This window comes from Lysobacter sp. GQ73 (genome assembly GCF_059758755.1).
The window spans coordinates 63,214-81,057 of the sequence record NZ_JCAXEE010000011.1 but is presented as its reverse complement, the minus strand read 5'-3'; the positions used below and the strand labels follow the sequence as shown (position 1 = coordinate 81,057).

Annotated in this window: 13 protein-coding genes; 6 read left to right on the top strand and 7 right to left on the bottom strand. The window is 69.5% G+C overall.

Annotation, left to right across the window (positions count from 1 at the left end):
* Positions 1-210 precede the first annotated feature (210 nt).
* Genes AC6CH2_RS22005 through AC6CH2_RS21995 form a run of 3 tightly spaced genes read left to right on the top strand, consistent with a single transcriptional unit; the run spans position 211 to position 2,903 of the window.
* A complete protein-coding gene (locus tag AC6CH2_RS22005; protein ID WP_435397378.1) occupies positions 211-411 on the top strand; it encodes a zinc-finger domain-containing protein in 201 nt (66 codons plus the stop codon).
* A gap of 31 nt (positions 412-442) precedes the next feature.
* Positions 443-1,570 (top strand): glycosyltransferase family 4 protein, encoded by a 1,128-nt coding sequence (locus tag AC6CH2_RS22000; RefSeq protein WP_498271077.1) that lies wholly within the window; start codon positions 443-445, stop codon positions 1,568-1,570.
* Positions 1,536-2,903, top strand: a complete 1,368-nt coding sequence (locus AC6CH2_RS21995; RefSeq protein ID WP_498271093.1) for an O-antigen ligase family protein — start codon at positions 1,536-1,538, stop codon at positions 2,901-2,903. Before AC6CH2_RS22000 ends, AC6CH2_RS21995 begins: the two co-directional genes overlap by 35 nt.
* Positions 2,904-2,915: 12 nt before the next feature.
* Here AC6CH2_RS21995 and lpxL read toward each other — a convergent pair whose 3' ends face one another.
* Positions 2,916-3,872 (bottom strand): LpxL/LpxP family Kdo(2)-lipid IV(A) lauroyl/palmitoleoyl acyltransferase, encoded by a 957-nt coding sequence (lpxL, locus tag AC6CH2_RS21990; protein ID WP_498271076.1) that lies wholly within the window; start codon positions 3,870-3,872, stop codon positions 2,916-2,918.
* A gap of 240 nt (positions 3,873-4,112) precedes the next feature.
* Here lpxL and waaA point away from each other — a divergent pair, with 240 nt between their 5' ends.
* Entirely contained in the window at positions 4,113-5,408 is a 1,296-nt protein-coding gene (waaA, locus tag AC6CH2_RS21985) for a lipid IV(A) 3-deoxy-D-manno-octulosonic acid transferase (RefSeq protein WP_435394777.1), read from the top strand.
* A gap of 397 nt (positions 5,409-5,805) precedes the next feature.
* On the opposite strand, the gene AC6CH2_RS21980 is transcribed toward waaA, so the two are convergent.
* The 3 genes from AC6CH2_RS21980 to AC6CH2_RS21970 all read right to left on the bottom strand — a co-directional run bounded on the left by AC6CH2_RS21980 (position 5,806) and on the right by AC6CH2_RS21970 (position 8,727).
* Entirely contained in the window at positions 5,806-7,221 is a 1,416-nt protein-coding gene (locus tag AC6CH2_RS21980; RefSeq protein ID WP_498271075.1) for a TolC family outer membrane protein, read from the bottom strand.
* Between the two features lie 17 nt (positions 7,222-7,238).
* Positions 7,239-7,907, bottom strand: coding sequence for a protein-L-isoaspartate O-methyltransferase family protein (locus AC6CH2_RS21975; protein WP_435394775.1), 669 nt, complete (start codon positions 7,905-7,907; stop codon positions 7,239-7,241).
* Between the two features lie 154 nt (positions 7,908-8,061).
* Positions 8,062-8,727, bottom strand: coding sequence for a TetR/AcrR family transcriptional regulator (locus AC6CH2_RS21970; protein WP_498271074.1), 666 nt, complete (start codon positions 8,725-8,727; stop codon positions 8,062-8,064).
* A 115-nt stretch (positions 8,728-8,842) separates the two neighbouring features.
* On the opposite strand from AC6CH2_RS21970, the gene AC6CH2_RS21965 reads away from it, so the two are divergent.
* Positions 8,843-9,961 carry an efflux RND transporter periplasmic adaptor subunit gene (locus AC6CH2_RS21965; RefSeq protein ID WP_498271092.1) on the top strand — a complete coding sequence of 373 codons (1,119 nt, stop codon included), beginning with the start codon at positions 8,843-8,845 and terminating at the stop codon, positions 9,959-9,961.
* A 115-nt stretch (positions 9,962-10,076) separates the two neighbouring features.
* Positions 10,077-13,241, top strand: coding sequence for an efflux RND transporter permease subunit (locus AC6CH2_RS21960; protein WP_435394772.1), 3,165 nt, complete (start codon positions 10,077-10,079; stop codon positions 13,239-13,241).
* An 82-nt stretch (positions 13,242-13,323) separates the two neighbouring features.
* Here AC6CH2_RS21960 and glpK read toward each other — a convergent pair whose 3' ends face one another.
* The 3 genes from glpK to glpD form a co-directional block, all read right to left on the bottom strand.
* Positions 13,324-14,829: a glycerol kinase GlpK gene (gene glpK / locus AC6CH2_RS21955; RefSeq protein ID WP_498271073.1), complete on the bottom strand. Its 1,506-nt coding sequence runs from the start codon at positions 14,827-14,829 to the stop codon at positions 13,324-13,326.
* Positions 14,830-15,011: 182 nt separating this feature from the next.
* Positions 15,012-15,731: an MIP/aquaporin family protein gene (locus tag AC6CH2_RS21950; RefSeq protein WP_498271072.1), complete on the bottom strand. Its 720-nt coding sequence runs from the start codon at positions 15,729-15,731 to the stop codon at positions 15,012-15,014.
* 299 nt (positions 15,732-16,030) lie between these two features.
* Positions 16,031-17,668, bottom strand: a complete 1,638-nt coding sequence (gene glpD / locus AC6CH2_RS21945) for a glycerol-3-phosphate dehydrogenase (protein WP_498271071.1) — start codon at positions 17,666-17,668, stop codon at positions 16,031-16,033.
* Positions 17,669-17,844 lie beyond the last annotated feature (176 nt).

Below are 17,844 nucleotides of genomic sequence, written 5' to 3'. Positions count from 1 at the left end.
GTCGCTTCGAGGCATCCTCGCTCGGTCGAGTGGATCGCTCGGTACCCGATCAAGCGGCAACTGTTGCAGCGCCTACCCGAAGCTTTCCCCTTTGGAGAGGGGGGGCAGGGGATTTGCGCTTGGCACCGACGACCCGCCAGGGGGCCCTACACGGCCCGGCCCCGCAACGCTGCTAAACTGCCACCCCCGCGTCGCCATCCGTCGTCCCTCATGACCGCAGCCAACGCCCATCCCACCCAGGCCAACGCCGAACAGCGCTATACCGTCACGCGCGCCGAGCTGCCGTTGAGCTGCCCGCTGCCGTCGATGGCGCTGTGGAACTCGCACCCGCGCGTGTACCTGCCGGTCGAGGCCGAGCGCGAATGCCAGTGCCCGTACTGCGGCGCTCACTTCACCCTGGTCGACGACTGATCGCCGCCGCGTGACATCGCCAAGGCCGACCATGCGCCGGCTGACGGTGATGCAGTTGCTGCCGAAGCTGGAATCCGGCGGTGTCGAACGTTCGACCCTGGAAATCGCCGAGGCGCTCGCCCGCGCCGGCCACCGCGCCATCGTGGTCTCGGCCGGCGGCCGCCTGGTGCCGCAACTGGTGGCGTCCGGCGCCGAACACATCGAACTGGCGATCGGGCGCAAATCGCCTTCGACCCTGCGCCATGCCTTCGGCCTGCGCCGGCTGTGGGCCGAGCATTCGGTCGACATCGTCCATGCGCGCTCGCGCCTGCCGGCCTGGATCGGCCTGCTCGCCTGGCGCGGGCTGGACGAGGCGACCCGGCCGCGCTTCGTCACCACCGTGCACGGGCTCAATTCGCCCTCGCGCTACAGCGCGGTGATGACCCGCGGCGAGCGCAGCATCTGCGTGTCGCGCACGGTCCGCGACTACGTGCTCGAACACTATCCCGACACCGACCCGGCCAAGCTGCGGGTGATTCCGCGCGGCATCGACCCGGCGGCGTTCCCGCATGCGCCCTGGCCGGATCCGCAGGCGCGCGCCTGGGCCGCGGCGCAGCATCCCGCGCTCGCCGGCGACGGCCCCCTGCTGTTGCTGCCGGGCCGCGGCACCCGCCTGAAAGGCCATGCCGATGCGCTGGCCCTGCTCGCGGCGATCCGCGCCGACGGCCGCGACGCGCGGTTGTGGCTGCCGGGCGCGCGCGAGGCCGGGCGCGAGGCCTACATTCTCGAACTCGAACAGGCCGCGCAGCAGCTCGGCATCGGCGAGGCGATCGCCTTCACCGCGCCGACCGACGCGATCGCCCGCGCCTATGCCGCCAGCGACCTGGTCCTGCAGCTCTCGCGCAAGCCCGAGGCCTTCGGCCGCACCGTGGTCGAGGCGCTGTCGTGCGGGCGCCCGGTGGTCGGCTGGAACCACGGCGGCGTCGGCGAACTGTTGACCGAGCTGCAGCCGCGCGGCGCGGTCGCGCCGTTCGACCTGCAGGCGCTGCGCGCGGCGGCTTGCGAATTGCTAACGCAAGCGCCCGCGCCTGTGGATACGATGGCGTTTTCCCTGCGGGCGATGCAGGAGGCCACGCTTGCCGTCTATGCCGAACTCGTCGATCCCGCACACCGCGCCTGAGCCGGCGACGGCCGCGCCGCCGCCTGCCGACGCACCTCATGCGATCGTCGGCTGGCGCTGGGCGCCGGCCTGGATCCTGGCCTATGTGGCGCTGTTGTTCGCGCCGGGCTATGCCGAAACCGTCCTCTCCCTCGGTGCGCTGACCGCGCTGGTCCGGCTGGCGCTGGCGCGCTTCAACACCGGCGCGCGCCTGCTCAGCGATCCGGCCTGGGTGCTGACCAGCGCCCTGTTCGCGGCCTACTGGCTGCCGGAGCTGATTTCGGCGATCGATGCGGTCGACCCGGGCCGCGCCCTGCGCGAAGCCGCGGTCGACCTGCGCTATCTGCCGTTCCTGTGGCTGGTCGCGGCCGCGGTCGCGACCCGCCAGGGGCAACGCACCACCTTCGGCGGCCTGGCCATCATCATCGGCCTGTGGACGGTCGACGCCTTGCTGCAGGGCCTCACCGGCACCAGCCCTCTGTTCTTCGGCATCGATTCGCTGAAGCAGGCGATCAGCGGACACGGCATGTGCTCGGCCGCCGAGACCGCCAGCGTCGACCGCCTCAGCGGCGTGCTCGGCCCGTGCAATCTCAAGCTCGGCCAGGTGATCGCGAGCTTTTCGCCGTTCGTGCTTTACGCCGCCGGCCGCCGTTTCCGTCTCGGCGGTTGGCTGATCGCGGCCGCCGCGGTCGGCGTGGTGGTGGTGCTGGCCGGGTCGCGCGCCTCGTGGATCACCTACGGCCTGGTGCTGGTGCTGTCGGGTTGGCGCCTGCTCGGCTGGAAGCGCCTGCTCGGCGTGTTCGCGTTCGGCGTGCTGGCTTTGGCGGTGCTCGACCAGACCACGCCGCAGGTGCACGACCGCCTCGCCCGCACCGCGCACATCGTCAGCGCCGACGTCGAAGGGCTCGACAGCGCGCTGTCCGGGCGTACCCGGATCTGGCGCGCGGCGCTGTGCATGGTCGGCGAGCATCCGGTCAACGGCGTCGGCGCGCGCGGTTTCCGCGAGGCCTTCCCGGCCTGCGACCCGCAGCCCGGACGCACGACGTCCTGGGGCGAGGGGCCGGCGCTGCATGCGCACCAGCTACTGCTCGAAGTGCTCGCCGAAACCGGCGCCTTCGGCCTGTTGCTGTGGCTGGCCGGGGCCGCGCTGGCCTGGCGCGCCTGGGCGGTGGCCGATGCGCGCGCGCGCGAGGCCGCGCGGCCGGCGATGCTGGCCCTGCTGGTGACGGTATTTCCGTTCAACACCCACCTGGCCTTCTATTCGACCTTCTGGGGCGGGCTGACCTTGCTGCTGGCGGCGCTGTACGCCGGCAGTCTGCTGGCGCAACCGCCGGACGAAGGCGAGGCGGCGTAGGCGGTCGCGCGGTCAGGCCGAAGCGTTTTCGGCGCCCTGGTTCTCCGCCGGTTTCTTGTACGGCGAGCGCATCCCCGGCGGACGGCGCTTGAAGCGGCGGTGGATCCACAGGTACTGGCTCGGCGCTTCGCGCACCATCGCCTCGATTTCGGCATTCACGCGGGTGCTGTCCTGGGTGGCATCGCTGGACGGAAACCCGGCCAGCGGCGCGCCGACGCGCAGGACGTAGTCGGCGCCTTCGCGGCGATGGAAGAACGGCACTACCGCGCACCCGCTGAGGCGCGCGAACTGGTGGGTGGCGGTGATCGTCGCCGCCGGCACGCCGAAGAACGGCGCGAACACGGTGTCCTTGCCGCGCATGTCCTGGTCCGGCGCATACCACAGGAAACCGCCCTGCTTGAGGTGGCGCATCGCCGGGCGGATCTCTTCGTTGGTGAACATGGCCGCGGCATAGCGCAGCCGGCCGCGCTTGACCGCCCATTCCATGACCGGGTTGCGGTGCTTGCGATACATGCCGGCCAGCGGCAGGTGGTCGCACATCAGCCGCCCGCACATCTCCAAGGTCATGAAATGGCCCGAGATCATCAGCACGCCACGGCCGGCCGCGCGCACCTCGTCGAGTCGGTCCAGGCCTTCGATGCGCACGGTGCGCCGCATCGGCGCGACCTCGCCCCACCAGGCGCGGGCGAATTCGAAGAAGCCGATGCCGAGGTCGCGGAAGCTGTCGCGCAGCAGGGCCTCGCGCTCGGCCTCGTTCTTTTCAGGGAAGCACAGCGCCAGGTTGATGCGCGCCGCGCGTCGGCGCTGGCTCGCCGCGCGCAGGGCGAAAGCGCCGATAAGGCGGCCGAGCGCGCGTTGCAGGCCCCAGGGCAGGCGCGCGCCGAAACACATCGCGGCCAGGGCGAGCCACATCGGCCACAGGCGCGGCACCAGCAGGGAAGGGCGGGGGGGCAGGACGGGTTCGGCCATGGCGATAGTTTATGCGGTGAGCGTGTAGTGCCGGTGCACTGCGGATCGCCGCGGCTTCGAGCAGCCAGTCCGGCGGCCGGCGATCGCGCGGCTGCGCCGCACCGCGGGCCTCGCGGTGCATGGCGCCGATGCGGCGCGTACGCCCGCGCATCGCGGTTTTGCGCGCCCGGTCGAGGCCGGCCCGCCGTGCGATGAGCGCATCCACGACCGGATCACCTCCGCAAGCTTTATCCTTGTCGGATGCGGAAGGACTTGATCGAGCGCCTGTTGCGCGGCCTGTATTCGGTCGCGCTGTATCTGTTGGCGCCGGTGACGATCTATCACCTGATCTGGCGCGGCTTCCGCCAGCCGGCCTATTTCCAACGCTGGCTCGAGCGCTACGCGGTCTATCGCGGTCCGGCGCAGACCCGCACCCTGTGGCTGCATGCGGTGTCGGTCGGCGAGGTCAACGCCGCGATCCCGCTGGTGAACGCCCTGCGGCGCGGCCGTCCCGACCTGCGCCTGCTGGTGACCACGATCACCCCGACCGGTTCGGACCGCGCGCGTTCGGCCTGGGGCGACTCGGTCGAGCACGTCTATCTGCCCTACGACCTGCCCGGCGCGGTCGGGCGATTCCTGCGCCATCACCAGCCCTGCGCGGCGCTGATCATGGAAACCGAGCTGTGGCCGAACCTGTTGTTCGGCTGCCGCGACCGCGGGATTCCGGCCTATATCCTCAACGCCCGCTTGTCCGAGCGTTCGTTGCGCGGCTACCGCGTGCTCGCGCCGCTGGTCGGGCGCGCCCTGCGCACGGTGCGCACGGTCGCGGCGCAATCGCGCGCCGACGGTGCGCGCTTCGTCGAACTCGGCGCGCGCCCCGAGCAGGTCACCGAGACCGGCAACCTCAAGTTCGACGTCAACGTGCCCGACGCGCTCGACGAATTCGCTCTCGAATGCCACCGCCACACCGGCGAGCGGCCGGTATGGATCGCGGCGAGCACCCACGAGGACGAGGAAGCCGCGACGGTGGCCATGCACCGCCGCCTGCGCGAACGTTTCCCCGGCCTGCTGCTGTTGTGGGCGCCGCGTCATCCCGAGCGTTTCCGGGTGGTCGCCGAGAATGCCCGCAGCGCCGGTTGGCAGGTGTCGACGCGTTCGCGCGCGCGCTGGCCGCAGCCCGGCGACGATGTGTTCGTGATCGACACCCTCGGCGAACTGATGAGCTTCTACGCCTGCGCCGACGTCGCCTTCGTCGGCGGCAGCCTGCAGGCGATCGGCGGGCACAACCTGCTGGAACCCGCCGCCACCGGCACCCCGATCGTGACCGGCCCGCACCTGCACAACTTCGTCGAGATCGCACAGCGGCTCGAAACCGCCGGTGCCCTGCGCATCGGCGCCGACGCCGACGCGGTCGAAGCCGCGGTCGAGCGCCTGCTGGCCGACCCGATCGAGCGCGCCAGGATGATCGACGCCGGCCGCGCCCTGGTCGAACTGGGCCGCGGCGCCCTGGCCCGCACCATGGCCCTGCTGCAGCCGGCGTTGCCGCCGCTGCCGTGAGCGCTGCGCGCCGCGCCCTGTAGGAGCGGCGTGAGCCGCGACTGCGGGATGGGCAGAAACGCCATCGTCGTCGTAAATCATCGACGCAAAATACCGGCACGCGGGTAGGAGCGGCGCAAGCCGCGACCGCGAACCCACAACCATTGCGCCAACGTCCGCAGAGCGTCGTCTTCGCAGCGGTGCCCGTGGTCGCGCCGTCGTTGCCAGGGCGCGGTCGCGGCTAGCGCCGCTCCTACCCTGGTGAAGCTACGCGGCTTCGACTACGAAGATATTGAGGTCGTTGCGCGTCCCGCGGTCGCGGCTTACGCCGCTCCTACAGTTGGATACGCACAAACGAAAAAACCGCCGGAGGGCCGGCGGTTTTTCGTAGCGTTCCGGACGTATCCGGACTGTCCTCTTACTGGGTCAACGGCGGCGCCAGGTCGGTGGCGGCGTCGGCGGTCAGCAGGCGGTTGATGTCCTGCACGTCGGCGACGTCGAGCGAGCCGGCGGCCTGCTCCAGCAGCAGACGGTTCTGCAGGTAGTTGTATTTCGACTGGGCATAGGCCTGCTGCGCTTCCAGCAGGGTGCGCTGGTTGTTCAACACGTCCAGCACGGTGCGGGTGCCGACTTCCAGGCCGACCTGCGAGGCGTCGTAGGCGGCCTGCGCCGAGACCAGGGCGAGACGGCGCGCCTCGACTTCGCTGATGCCGGCGACCAGGGTCTGATAGGCGTTGCGGGTGGTGCGCACCAGCAGGCGCTTCTGGCGTTCGAGTTCGTCCTGGGCGGCGTCGCGGCGCGCCAGGGCCTGGCGCACGCCGGACTGGATGCGGCCGCCGGCGTACAACGGCACCGACAGTTCCAGGCCGATGCTCGGGCCGTGGTTGGCGTTGCCGGGGGCGTTCATGGTCTGGCCCATGAAGGTGCGGTCGCCCCAGTTGGCGTTGTCGCCGTAGCTGCCGTTCAAGCTCAGGGTCGGCCAATGGCCGGCGCGCGCGGTCTCCACGCCGATCTCGGCGGCGCGCACCTGCAGGTCCTGGGCGCGCAGCGAGGGATTGTTCTGCACCGCGTTGGCGACCCAGCCTTCGACGTCCTGCGCTTCGGGCAGGCTCGGCTTGAAGTCGGCCGGCAGCGCCTTGAGCGTGCGCACCGGCTGGCCGGTGATCTGGCTCAGGCCCTGGTAAGCGTCCTCGACCGCGTTGCGCGCGGTGATCGTGCCGGCGCGGGCGGTGTCGTACTGGGCGCGCGCTTCGTGCACGTCGGTGATCGGCGCCAGGCCGACCTCCAGGCGCTTGGAGGCGTAGTCGAACTGCTTCTGCAGCGCGGTTTCGGCGGCTTCGGCGGCGGCCAGGTTCTCGAGCTTCACCAGCACGTCGAAGTAGGCCGCCGAGGTGCGCGTGATCAGTTCCTGGCTGGCCGACTCCAGGGTGAAGTCGCTGGCCTGGCTGATCGCATTCTGACCCTGGTAGGTCTTGATGCTGGCGCGGTTGTAGATCATCTGGCTCGCGGACAGCGCGTAGTTGCGCGAGGTGCTGTCGGAGCGAAAGTCGACGCCGGCCGGGACCGGGTCCGGATCGGTCGGGTCGCTGCTGCCCGAGCCGCCTTCGGTGGTGGTGCGGCTGCGGGTCAACCGCGCGGTGCCCGACAAGGACGGCAGCAGCGCGGCGCGGGCCTGGATGCGGTCTTCCTTGGTCGCCAGACGGTTGGATTCGGCCGCCGACAGCTGCGGGTCGCCCTGGCGCGCGAGTTCGTAGGTCTGCAACAAGTCTTCCGCCGACGCGACGGCCGGCAGCAGGGATAAGGCCAGGGCAAGAACGAGAGGGCGGCGGATCATGCGGCTTCCTTGAGCGTTCAGAACTCGAAGGCAGGCGCGGGGGCCGCGCCGACGAGATAGGGGAGGTCGGTTTCGAACAACGATTGGATGCGCGCAGCGTTGACATCGTTGCGTTCGCCGGCGGTGACCCGCAGTCCTTCCATGGCCGGCGAGCGGCCGCGGACGACGAACAGGCGCCCGTCGGGCTGCAGCCACTGCAGCCACTGCGGCGGAATCTCGGCGACCGCGCCGGTCACGCAGATCGCGTTGAAGCGGCGGTCGGTGCGGTAAGCCAGGGCGTCGGCTTCGACGACCTGGACGTTGTCGATCGATTGCGCGGCCAGGCGCGCGCGCGCGGTGGCGGCGAGGTCGGCGTGAAGCTCGAGGCTGACCACTTCGCGGGCGAGGCGGCCGAGGCAGGCGGTCAGGTAGCCGCTGCCGGTGCCGATCTCGAGCACGTCGTCGGTCGGGTCGACCGCGAGCGACTGCAGGGTGCGGCCTTCGAGCACCGGCTTCATCATGAATTCGCCGTGCGCCAACGGCAGCTGCACGTCGGTATAGGCCAGATTGCGGTGCGCTTCGTCGACGAAAGCCTCGCGCGGCAGGGCCGCCAGCACATCGAGCACGCGCGGGTCGAGCACGTCCCACGGCCGAACCTGTTGTTCGACCATCAGTTCACGTGCTTTGGCGTAATCGAGCGTAGTCATCGGGGCGTCTTCATGGTGCGTGGGAACTGCGAATTCTACCGGGACCGCACGACCCCCGGAGCAAAAGAATTAACCACGCCCCGGTCCGGGCTTAGTGCCGAAAGTCACCGGAACTCTCGGCACCGTGCGGGTTTCGGGCCGTGGCGCGGCGGTTTCAGCGCTCGCGGCGGGCGTAAGCGCGCAGGAACATCGTCACCGAGGCGTCGATGTGCGCGCGCACTTCGGTCCGGCCCGGCGCGCCGCAGCCGAACATCAGCAAAGCGTGCGGCTCGCCCTTGACCAGGCAGAAAAACTGCGGCGCGGCGCGGGCCACGTCGTCGATCTCCAGCTCGCCGGCCTCGACCCGGCGTTGCAGCAAGGCGGTGAATTCGTCGTGCAGCCGTTGCGGGCCGGCCTCCCAGAACATCTTCGACAGCGGCGACTGGGCGACCTGGGGGGAGCACAGCAGGCGGTGGATCTGGATCGCCTCGGGCGAGCTGACCATCTCGTAGAAAGCGTTGGCGATCGCCAGCAGGCGCTCGCGCAGCGGCGTGGCCGGGTCGGGCACGAACATCAGCGGCGGCAGGTGCTGCTCGCAATAGGCCTGGACCGCGGCGCCGAACAAGGTCTCTTTATCGCCGAAATGGCTGTAAACCGTGAGCTTGGACACGCCCGCCCCGGCGGCGATCTGGTCCATGCTGACCCCGTCGAACCCCTCGGCCAGGAACAGGCGCTTGGCCGCGTCGAGGATCGCGTTGCGCTTGCTCAAGTCCTTCGGGCGGCCAGGGCCGGCCGGCTTGGCCGGCGGCGGGGGGGAGCTGGAGGGGCGGGGCGAAGGCATAAGGAATACTGGACTACCGGGTTCGTTATTTATACAGTACTGGCAAGTACATTAATTCGCGATGAGGCCAACCGCAATGCGCCACCGGACTTTTTCCGCCGCATCCTCCGCTCCGATGCTGTTCGGCGCGGCGCTCGTGTTGGTCCTGACGGCCTGCGGCAACGGCCAGCAGGTCGAAGAGTCCCCACGGCCGGTACTGGTCGCCCGCCCGGGCGGCACCGTCAACGGAGTCTCGGCCTTCGCCGGCGAGGTCCGGGCCCGCGAAGAGAGCCCGCTGTCGTTCCGGGTAGGCGGCAAGCTGGTCGAACGCAAGGTCGACGTCGGCGCCCATGTTGCCGCAGGCCAGGTGCTGGCGGTACTCGACGCCGGCGATCTCGACGCCCAGGCGCGCGCGGCCCAGGCCCAGCTCGCCGCCGCCGAGGCCGACTACGGCCGCGCCCGCGCCGACCAGATCCGCTATGCGCAGCTGGCCAAGGACCAATTGGTCAGCCGCTCGACCCTGGACGCCCAGGACGCGGCGGCCAAGGCGGCGCTCGGCCAGGTCAACGCCGCCCGCGCCAACCTCGAGGTCGCGCGCAACCAGTCCGCCTACACCCATCTGCGCGCGCCGAGCGCCGGGGTGATCGCCAGCCGCAGCGCCGAGGCCGGCCAGGTGGTCGCCGCCGGCCAGCAGGTGTTCGCGCTGGCCGCCGACGGCGCCCGCGAAGTCGCCTTCGCCGTGCCCGAGGGCGCGATCGCGACCTTCAAGCCGGGCCAGGAGGTGTTGATCGAATTGTGGTCGCAGTCCGGCCAGCGTTGGCCGGGCCGGGTCCGCGAGGTCTCGCCCGCGGCCGACCCGGCTTCGCGCACCTACGCTGCGCGAGTCACCGTCGACGCGCCGGCCGGCACCCTCGAGCTCGGCCAGAGCGCACGCATCTACCTGCCCAACCAGGCCGCCAGCGGGCTCAGCGTGCCGCTCGCGGCGGTGCAGCGCAGCGCTGACGGCGCCGCCGTGTTCGTCGTCGACATCAACAGCGGCACGGTCAAGCTGCGCCCGGTCAAGACCGGTCCCTACGGCCCGGAGCGGGTGCCGGTGACCTCGGGCCTGCAGCCCGGCGACTGGGTCGTCGCCGCCGGCGGCCACCTGCTGCGCGAGGGCCAGAAAGTCCTCGCCGTCGACCGCGACAACCACCCGGTCGAGCCCGCCTCGCCGAGCGGCGGCAAGCGCCCGGCGCCGAACGCCGCAAAGCGCTGACCCCCGGCTCCCTGCGACCTCCGACCAGGCCGGCCATGCCTCCGCGCTACCGCCCGCACCCTCACCCCAACCCTGTCCCGCCGCCGGGACAGGGGCCTACGAAGTGAGCTGATCCATGCGCTTCAATCTTTCCGAATGGGCCCTGCGCCACCGCAGCCTGATCGTCTACGCCATGCTGGTGCTGGCCATCGCCGGTGCGATGTCGTATCTGCGTCTCGGCCGCAGCGAGGACCCGGCCTTCACCTTCAAGGTGATGGTGGTGCGCACCCTGTGGCCCGGCGCGACCGCCGAGGAAGTCTCGCGCCAGGTCACCGAGCGCATCGAGAAGAAACTCATGGAAACCGGCGAGTACGAGTTCATCCGCTCGTACTCGCGCGCCGGCGAGTCGCAGGTGATCTTCGCCGCGCGCGATTCGATGCGCTCCAGCGAGATCGGGCCGCTGTGGTATCAGGTGCGCAAGAAGATCGGCGACATTCGCCCGACCTTGCCGAGCGACGTGGTCGGCCCGTTCTTCAACGACGAATTCGGCGACACCTTCGGCAACATCTATGCGCTGACCGGCGAGGGCTTCGACTACGCCGTGCTCAAGGACTACGCCGAGCGCGTGCAACTGGCGCTGCAGAGCCAGACCGACGTCGGCAAGATCGAGCTGATCGGCGTGCAGGACGAAAAGATCTGGGTCGAGCTGTCGAACGTGAAGCTGTCGACCCTGGGGGTGCCGGCGCAGGCCGTGCAGGAAGCGCTCAATCAGCAGAACGCCCTGGTCGCGGCCGGCTTCTTCGAGACCCCGACCAGCCGCGTGCCCTTGCGCGTCGGCGGCCAGTTCACCTCGGTCGAGCAGATCCGCGAATTCCCGATCCGGGTCGGCGACCGCACCTTCCGCCTGGCCGATGTCGCCGACGTGCGCCGCGGCTTTTCCGATCCGCCGCAGCCGCGCATGCGCTTCATGGGCCAGGATGCGATCGGCATCGGCGTGTCGATGAAGCAGGGCGGCGACATCCTGCGGCTCGGCAAGACCCTGGAATCGGAATTCGCGCGGCTGCAGAAGACCCTGCCGGCCGGCATGGAACTGCGTAAGGTCGCCGACCAGCCCGCCGCGGTCGAGGAATCGGTCGGCGAGTTCGTGCGCGTGCTCGCCGAAGCGGTCGCGATCGTGCTGTTGGTGAGCTTCTTCTCGCTCGGCCTGCGCACCGGTCTGGTGGTGGCGCTGTCGATCCCGCTGGTGCTGGCGATGACCTTCGCGGTGATGGATTTCTTCGGCGTCGGCCTGCACAAGATTTCGCTCGGCGCGCTGGTGCTGGCGCTGGGCCTGCTGGTCGACGACGCGATCATCGCGGTCGAGATGATGGCGATCAAGATGGAGCAGGGCTTCGACCGCCTGCGGGCCGCCGCCTTCGCCTGGGACAGCACCGCCTTCCCGATGCTGACCGGCACCCTGGTCACCGCGGCCGGCTTCCTGCCGATCGCGACCGCCGCCTCGAGCACCGGCGAATACACCCGCTCGCTGTTCCAGGTGGTGACCATCGCCCTGCTGGTGTCGTGGATCGCCGCGGTCGCCTTCATCCCCTTCCTCGGCGACAAGCTGCTGCCGGACTACGGCCACGCCGCGGCGCCGCCGAAGCCCGGTTCGCTGGCCGCGCGCTGGCACGATGCGCGCGTGGCCTGGGCCCGGCGCCTGCCGATGCTCGCCAGCGTGATCGCGCCGAAGCCGCCGATCGACGGCCATGCCCACGACCCGTACGAATCCAAGTTCTATGTGCGCTTCCGCGGCTGGGTGACCTGGTGCGTGCGCCGGCGCTGGCTGGTGATCGGCATCACCGTCGGCGCCTTCCTGCTGTCGGTGTTCATGTTCCGCTTCGTGCCGCAGCAGTTCTTCCCGGACTCGGTGCGCCCCGAACTGATGGTCGACATGGAACTGGCCGAAGGCAGCTCGCTGCGCCAGACCGGAGAGCAGGCCAAGCGCCTGGAGGCCATGCTCAAGCAGCGCAAGGACCTGGCCAATTACGTGTCCTACGTCGGCACCGGCTCGCCGCGCTTCTACCTGCCGCTCGATCAGCAACTGCCGGCGGCGAACTTCGCCCAGTTCGTGCTGATGCCGAAGGACCTGCAGGCCCGCGAGACCCTGCGCACCTGGATCATCCAGGACGTGGCGCCGCGCTTCCCGGAACTGCAGTTGCGGGTGACGCGACTGGAGAACGGGCCGCCGGTCGGCTATCCGGTGCAGTTCCGCGTGTCCGGCGAACACATCGACCAGGTGCGCAAGATCGCCAACCAGGTGCGCGAGAAGATCCGCGCCAACCCGCACGTCGCCAACGTCAACCTCGACTGGGACGAGCCCAGCAAGGTCGTGCGCCTGCAGGTCGACCAGGAGCGCGCGCGTGCGCTCGGCATCAGCTCGGCGCAGTTGTCGCAGTTCCTGTCCAGCTCGCTGTCGGGCTCGCACATCAGCACCTATCGCGAAAGCAACGAGCTGATCGAGATGCTGCTGCGCGGCCCCGAGCAGGAACGCCTGCAGCTCGACATGCTCGGTAGCCTGATGGTGCCGACGAGCAACAACCGCAGCGTGCCGCTGACCCAGATCGCCACCCTCGAATACGGTTTCGAGGAAGGCATCATCTGGCACCGCGACCGCCTGCCGACCATGACCGTGCGCGCCGACATCTACGACGGTACCCAGCCGTCGAGCGTGATGGCGCAGATCTCGCCGACCCTCGACGGGCTGCGCGCCAAGCTGCCGTACGGCTATTCGATCGACATCGGCGGCAGCGTCGAGGACTCGGCGCGCGGGCAGAAGTCGATCAACGCCGGCATGCCGCTGTTCCTGTTCGCGGTGTTCACCCTGCTGATGCTGCAGTTGCGCAGCTTCTCGCGCAGCTTCATGGTGCTGCTGACCGCGCCGCTGGGCCTGATCGGCGTGACCCTGTTCCTGCTGGTGTTCCGGGTGCCGTTCGGCTTCGTCGCGATGCTCGGCACGATCGCGCTGGCCGGCATGATCATGCGCAACTCGGTGATCCTGGTCGACCAGATCGAACAGGACCGCAGCGAAGGGCATGAGCCGTGGAAGGCCATCGTCGACGCGACGGTGCGGCGGTTCCGCCCGATCGTGTTGACCGCGCTGGCGGCGATCCTGGCGATGATTCCGCTGTCGCGCAGCGCCTTCTTCGGCCCGATGGCGGTGGCGATCATGGGCGGCCTGATGGTCGCGACCCTGTTGACCCTGCTGTTCCTGCCGGCGCTGTACGCGGCGTGGTTCCGGATCAAGGTGCCGAGCGAGACTTGAGGTCGAAGCGACTGTCGCGCGGAATACCCTCTCCCATTTACGGGAGAGGGGTTGCGCAGGATTGAACCAAAGAACCTGCCGTCTAAGCGTGCTCGACGCTGAAGGCCAAGGTCGCCTCGATCGCTCGCTTCCAACCCGCATACAGGCGCTCGCGCTCGGCTTCGAGCATCTGCGGCTCGAAGCTGCGTTCGACCTGCCATTGCCGGGCGATCTGTTCTCGGCTTTCCCAGAACCCGACCGCCAACCCGGCCAGATAGGCCGCGCCGAGCGCGGTGGTCTCGCTGACTCTCGGGCGCTTTAGGGGCACGTCGAGAATATCGGCCTGGAACTGGGCGGTGAAATCGTTGGCGATGGCGCCGCCGTCGGCGCGCAGCGACTTCAGTTCGATGCCCGAATCGGCCTGCATCGCGCTGAGCACGTCGCGGGTCTGGTAGGCCAGCGATTCGAGCACGGCGCGGACGAAATGTTCCTTGCTGGTGCCGCGGGTGAGGCCGAACATCGCGCCGCGCACGTCGCTGCGCCAATACGGCGCGCCGAGGCCGACGAACGCCGGCACGAAATACACGCCTTCGGTCGAACGCGCGCGTTCGGCGTAGGCCTGCGAGTCGCCGGCCTTGCCGAGCATGCGCAGGCCGTCGCGCAACCACTGCACCGCCGAACCGGCGACGAAGATGCTGCCTTCGAGCGCGTACTCGACCTTGCCGTCGATGCCCCAGGCGATCGTGGTCAGCAGGCCGTTGTCCGAACGCACCGCCTTCTCGCCGGTGTTCATCAGCAGGAAGCAGCCGGTGCCGTAGGTGTTTTTGGCCATGCCGGCCTCGAAGCAGGCCTGGCCGAACAGCGCGGCCTGCTGGTCGCCGGCGACGCCGCAGATCGGCACCGAGTTGTTGAAGAAATGCCGCGCGCCGGTGTGCGCGTAGATCTCGCTGCTGGAACGCACCTCCGGCAGCATCGCCGCCGGCACGTCGAGCATCTTCAGCAGCTCCGGGCACCACTGGCGCTTGTGGATGTCGTACATGAGGGTGCGCGAGGCGTTGCTGTAGTCGGTGACGTGAGCCTTGTTCTCCGACAGGTTCCAGATCAGCCAAGTGTCGATGGTCCCGAACAACAGGTCGCCGCGTTCGGCGCGTTCGCGCGCGCCTTCGACGTGATCGAGGATCCACTTGACCTTGGTACCGGAGAAGTAGGCGTCGATCAGCAGGCCGGTGCGTTCGCGCACCAGCGCCTCGTAGCCGTCGGCCTTGAGCTGGTCGCAGATCGCCGCGGTCTGGCGCGACTGCCAGACGATCGCGTTGTGGATCGCCTGGCCGGTGTGCCGGTCCCATACCACCGTAGTCTCGCGCTGGTTGGTGATGCCGATGCCGGCGATCTGCGAGGCGCCGATCCGGGCCTTGGTCATCGCCTCGATGGCGGTGGTCTGCACGCTGGCGAGGATCTCGCGCGGGTCGTGCTCGACCCAGCCGGGGCGCGGGAAGATCTGCTCGAATTCGCGCTGGGCGACGCCGACCACCGCGCCGTTGCGATCGAACAGCATCGCGCGCGAGCTCGTCGTGCCCTGGTCGATGGCGAGGATATAGGATTCGGTCATGGCATTGATGAGGAGTGAGTGGAGAGGAGTGAGAAGCCGGGAACCTGGTGCGGAGGAGCGAGAAGTGAGTCAGGGCGGGCGTTCGGCTGGTTGAAGACGATCGTTGTGCGAAGTGCGAAGGAACTCGGATGACGACGTGAGCCGCTCCTACTCACTCCTCTCCGCTCGCTCCTCGCGTCTCCCTAGCCGTAAACCGCCTGAAACCCGAACGCGCCGAGCAGCGCGCCGACGATCGGCGCCACGACCGGCACCCAGGCATAGCCCCAGTCGGAGCCGCCCTTGCCGGCGATCGGCAGCAGCGCGTGGGCGATGCGCGGGCCGAGGTCGCGCGCCGGGTTGATCGCGTAACCGGTCGGTCCGCCGAGCGACATGCCGATCACCACCACCAGCAGGCCGACGCCGAGCGGGCCCATGCCGGGCGCCAGCGTGTTGGCGCCGACTGCGAGCGCGCCGAAGGTCAGGGCGAAGGTGCCGATGATTTCGGTCAGGACGTTGGCCTTGGTGTCGCGCACCGCGGGCGCGGTGCAGAAGATCGCGAGCTTGGCGGCGGGGTCGTCGCTGATCCGCCAGTGGGCCAGATAGGCCAGCCAGACCAGCACCGCGCCGGCGAAGGCGCCGGCGATCTGCGCGGCGACATAGCCCGGCACCACCGCCCACGAGAGCTTGCCGATGCCGGCCAGGGCGATGGTCAGCGCGGGGTTCATGATCGCGCCGCTGGTCGGTCCGGCGATGAAGATGCCGATCAGCACCGCCAGCCCCCAGGCCGCGGTGATCACGCCCCAGCCGGCGCCTTGCGCCTTCGACCGGTTGAGCAGAGCGCCGGCGACCACGCCGTTGCCGAGCAGGATCAACATGCCGGTGGCGGTGAACTCGCTGAGGTATTGCGACATCGGTGTGACCATTGCGATGACTCTCCTGGGTGTCGCGTCGGTACGTCGGTGGTGTTATCGAGGGGGGCTACGGCGTTGCGAGTCGTGGCGATAGTTCGGTTAGGAGTGGTGGGCGACTAACGGAAACGAAGTTCCTTCCTTTCGTCGTTCCCGCGAAGGCGGGAATCCACAGACTCCAGAGCCATGCTTCGGAGAAGCCCTGGAGGTTCGGCTTCGCCGAAATGAAAGCCGAGCCTGCCTTCTCGGGAACGACGATAGGAGGGACGAGCGACTGAACGCGCACTCCCGACAGTGCGTAGCGGCGCCCCGGCTCATGCGTCCTCCGCTGGTACATCCTCCGCTGGTACATGTGCATCCACCCGGCCAGCCAGACGTCGCGCAACATAACCCTGCAGTTGCATCGCACCCGCCGCGTCGATGCGCAGCCCGAGCTTCGAGCGCCGCCACAGGATGTCCTCGGCGCTGCGCGCCCATTCGCAATCGACCAGGTAGTCGACCTCGGCGGTGTACAGGTCGGCGCCGAAGCATTCGCCCAGCTCTTCCAGATGCGAGCAGCTCTCGACGATGCGCAGCGCGCGGCTGCCGTAGTTGCGGCACAAGCGCAGGGCCAGGGCGTCGGGCAGCCACGGCCGGCGCAGGCTGAAGTCCTCGTGGAAGGCCTCGAAGTCGGCATCGGGCAGGTCGCCGCCCGGTAGCGGCGCGGCACCGGTCCAGGCCGGGCGCGGCGCGCCGAACAGGGGCGCGAGCCGGTCGCAGGCTTCCTCGGCGAGTTTGCGCGCGGTGGTCAGTTTGCCGCCGAACACGTTGAGCAAGGCCGCGCCTTCGCGGTCGAGGGTCAGCAGGTAGTCGCGGGTGATCTCCGAGGCGGCGTCGCTTTCGTCGTCGAGCAGCGGCCGCACCCCGCTATAGGTCCAGACCACGTCGCTCGGTTGGATGGCGCGCTTGAAATAGCGCGAGGCGGCCTCGCACAGGTACTGGGTTTCGGCCTCGTCGATGCGCGGCGCCGCGGGATCGGCATGGTAGTCGACGTCGGTGGTGCCGATCAGGGTGTAGTCGTGTTCGTAAGGAATCGCGAACACGATGCGGCGATCGGGTTGTTGGAAGATGTAGGCGTGATCGTGTTCGAACAGCCGCGGCACGACGATGTGGCTGCCCTTGATCAAGCGCAGGTTGTGCCGGTGCTTCACCTGTGCGACTTCGTCGAGGAAGCGCGCCGCCCACGGGCCGGTGGCATTGACCAGCACGCGTGCGCGTGCTCGCCGCGGCCCGCCGTCGGGACCGCGCAACTGCACCTCCCAGGCCTCGGCGCCGCGCTGCGCCGCGACGCAGGCGGTGCGGGTCAGCACGGTCGCGCCGCGTTCGGCCGCATCCATCGCGTTGAGCACTGCCAGCCGTGCGTCCTGCACCCAGGCGTCGGAGTAAGCGAAGCCGTGGACGAAGTCGTCGCGCAACGGCCGCCCGGTGATGTGTTTGCGCAGGTTGACCGAGCGCGAGCCGGGCAGGCCGCGTCCGCGCCGGCCGCCGAGGCGGTCGTACAGGAACAGGCCGATGCGGATCATCCAGGCCGGGCGCAGATGCGGTTGGTGCGGCAGGACGAAGCGCAGCGGCCAGATGATGTGCGGGGCCATGCGCAACAGGCGCTTGCGTTCGGCCAGCGCCTTGCCGACCAGGGCGAACTCGAACTGTTCGAGATAGCGCAGGCCGCCGTGGATCAGCTTGGTGCTGGCGCTGGAGGTGTGCGAGGCGATGTCGTCGCGTTCGCACAGCAGCACCGACAGGCCGCGGCCGGCGGCGTCGCGGGCGATGGCGACGCCGTTGATGCCGCCGCCGACGATCAATACATCGACGGCGGACAGCTCGTCGGCGGAAAGCTCGGTATCGGACAGCACGGCATCGGACTGAGTCGCGGCGGGCGCCGGGCGGTCGGGAGCGGATGCGGGTTCGGTCATGCGCTCTCGCGAATGCTGCGGGCCGCGGCGTCGACCCAGGACACGTCAGGATGATGGCATACGGCGACGAATCGATTGTGGCCGGGGTTCACATCAACGGCGGGTGACGGCAGTGTGGCGAAGCGGCCGGGGGAGAAGAAAAAAAACCCGGTGCGCGAGCACCGGGTGGAGTGTCC

Bases quoted from the DNA above. Each gene is read 5' to 3' on its own strand.
- AC6CH2_RS22005 (WP_435397378.1), top strand. From the start codon at position 211: ATGACCGCAGCCAACGCCCATCCCACCCAGGCCAACGCCGAACAGCGC.
- AC6CH2_RS22000 (WP_498271077.1), top strand. From the start codon at position 443: ATGCGCCGGCTGACGGTGATGCAGTTGCTGCCGAAGCTGGAATCCGGC.
- AC6CH2_RS21995 (WP_498271093.1), top strand. From the start codon at position 1,536: ATGCCGAACTCGTCGATCCCGCACACCGCGCCTGAGCCGGCGACGGCC.
- lpxL (WP_498271076.1), bottom strand. From the start codon at position 3,872: ATGGCCGAACCCGTCCTGCCCCCCCGCCCTTCCCTGCTGGTGCCGCGC.
- waaA (WP_435394777.1), top strand. From the start codon at position 4,113: ATGCGGAAGGACTTGATCGAGCGCCTGTTGCGCGGCCTGTATTCGGTC.
- AC6CH2_RS21980 (WP_498271075.1), bottom strand. From the start codon at position 7,221: ATGATCCGCCGCCCTCTCGTTCTTGCCCTGGCCTTATCCCTGCTGCCG.
- AC6CH2_RS21975 (WP_435394775.1), bottom strand. From the start codon at position 7,907: ATGACTACGCTCGATTACGCCAAAGCACGTGAACTGATGGTCGAACAA.
- AC6CH2_RS21970 (WP_498271074.1), bottom strand. From the start codon at position 8,727: ATGCCTTCGCCCCGCCCCTCCAGCTCCCCCCCGCCGCCGGCCAAGCCG.
- AC6CH2_RS21965 (WP_498271092.1), top strand. From the start codon at position 8,843: ATGCTGTTCGGCGCGGCGCTCGTGTTGGTCCTGACGGCCTGCGGCAAC.
- AC6CH2_RS21960 (WP_435394772.1), top strand. From the start codon at position 10,077: ATGCGCTTCAATCTTTCCGAATGGGCCCTGCGCCACCGCAGCCTGATC.
- glpK (WP_498271073.1), bottom strand. From the start codon at position 14,829: ATGACCGAATCCTATATCCTCGCCATCGACCAGGGCACGACGAGCTCG.
- AC6CH2_RS21950 (WP_498271072.1), bottom strand. From the start codon at position 15,731: ATGGTCACACCGATGTCGCAATACCTCAGCGAGTTCACCGCCACCGGC.
- glpD (WP_498271071.1), bottom strand. From the start codon at position 17,668: ATGACCGAACCCGCATCCGCTCCCGACCGCCCGGCGCCCGCCGCGACT.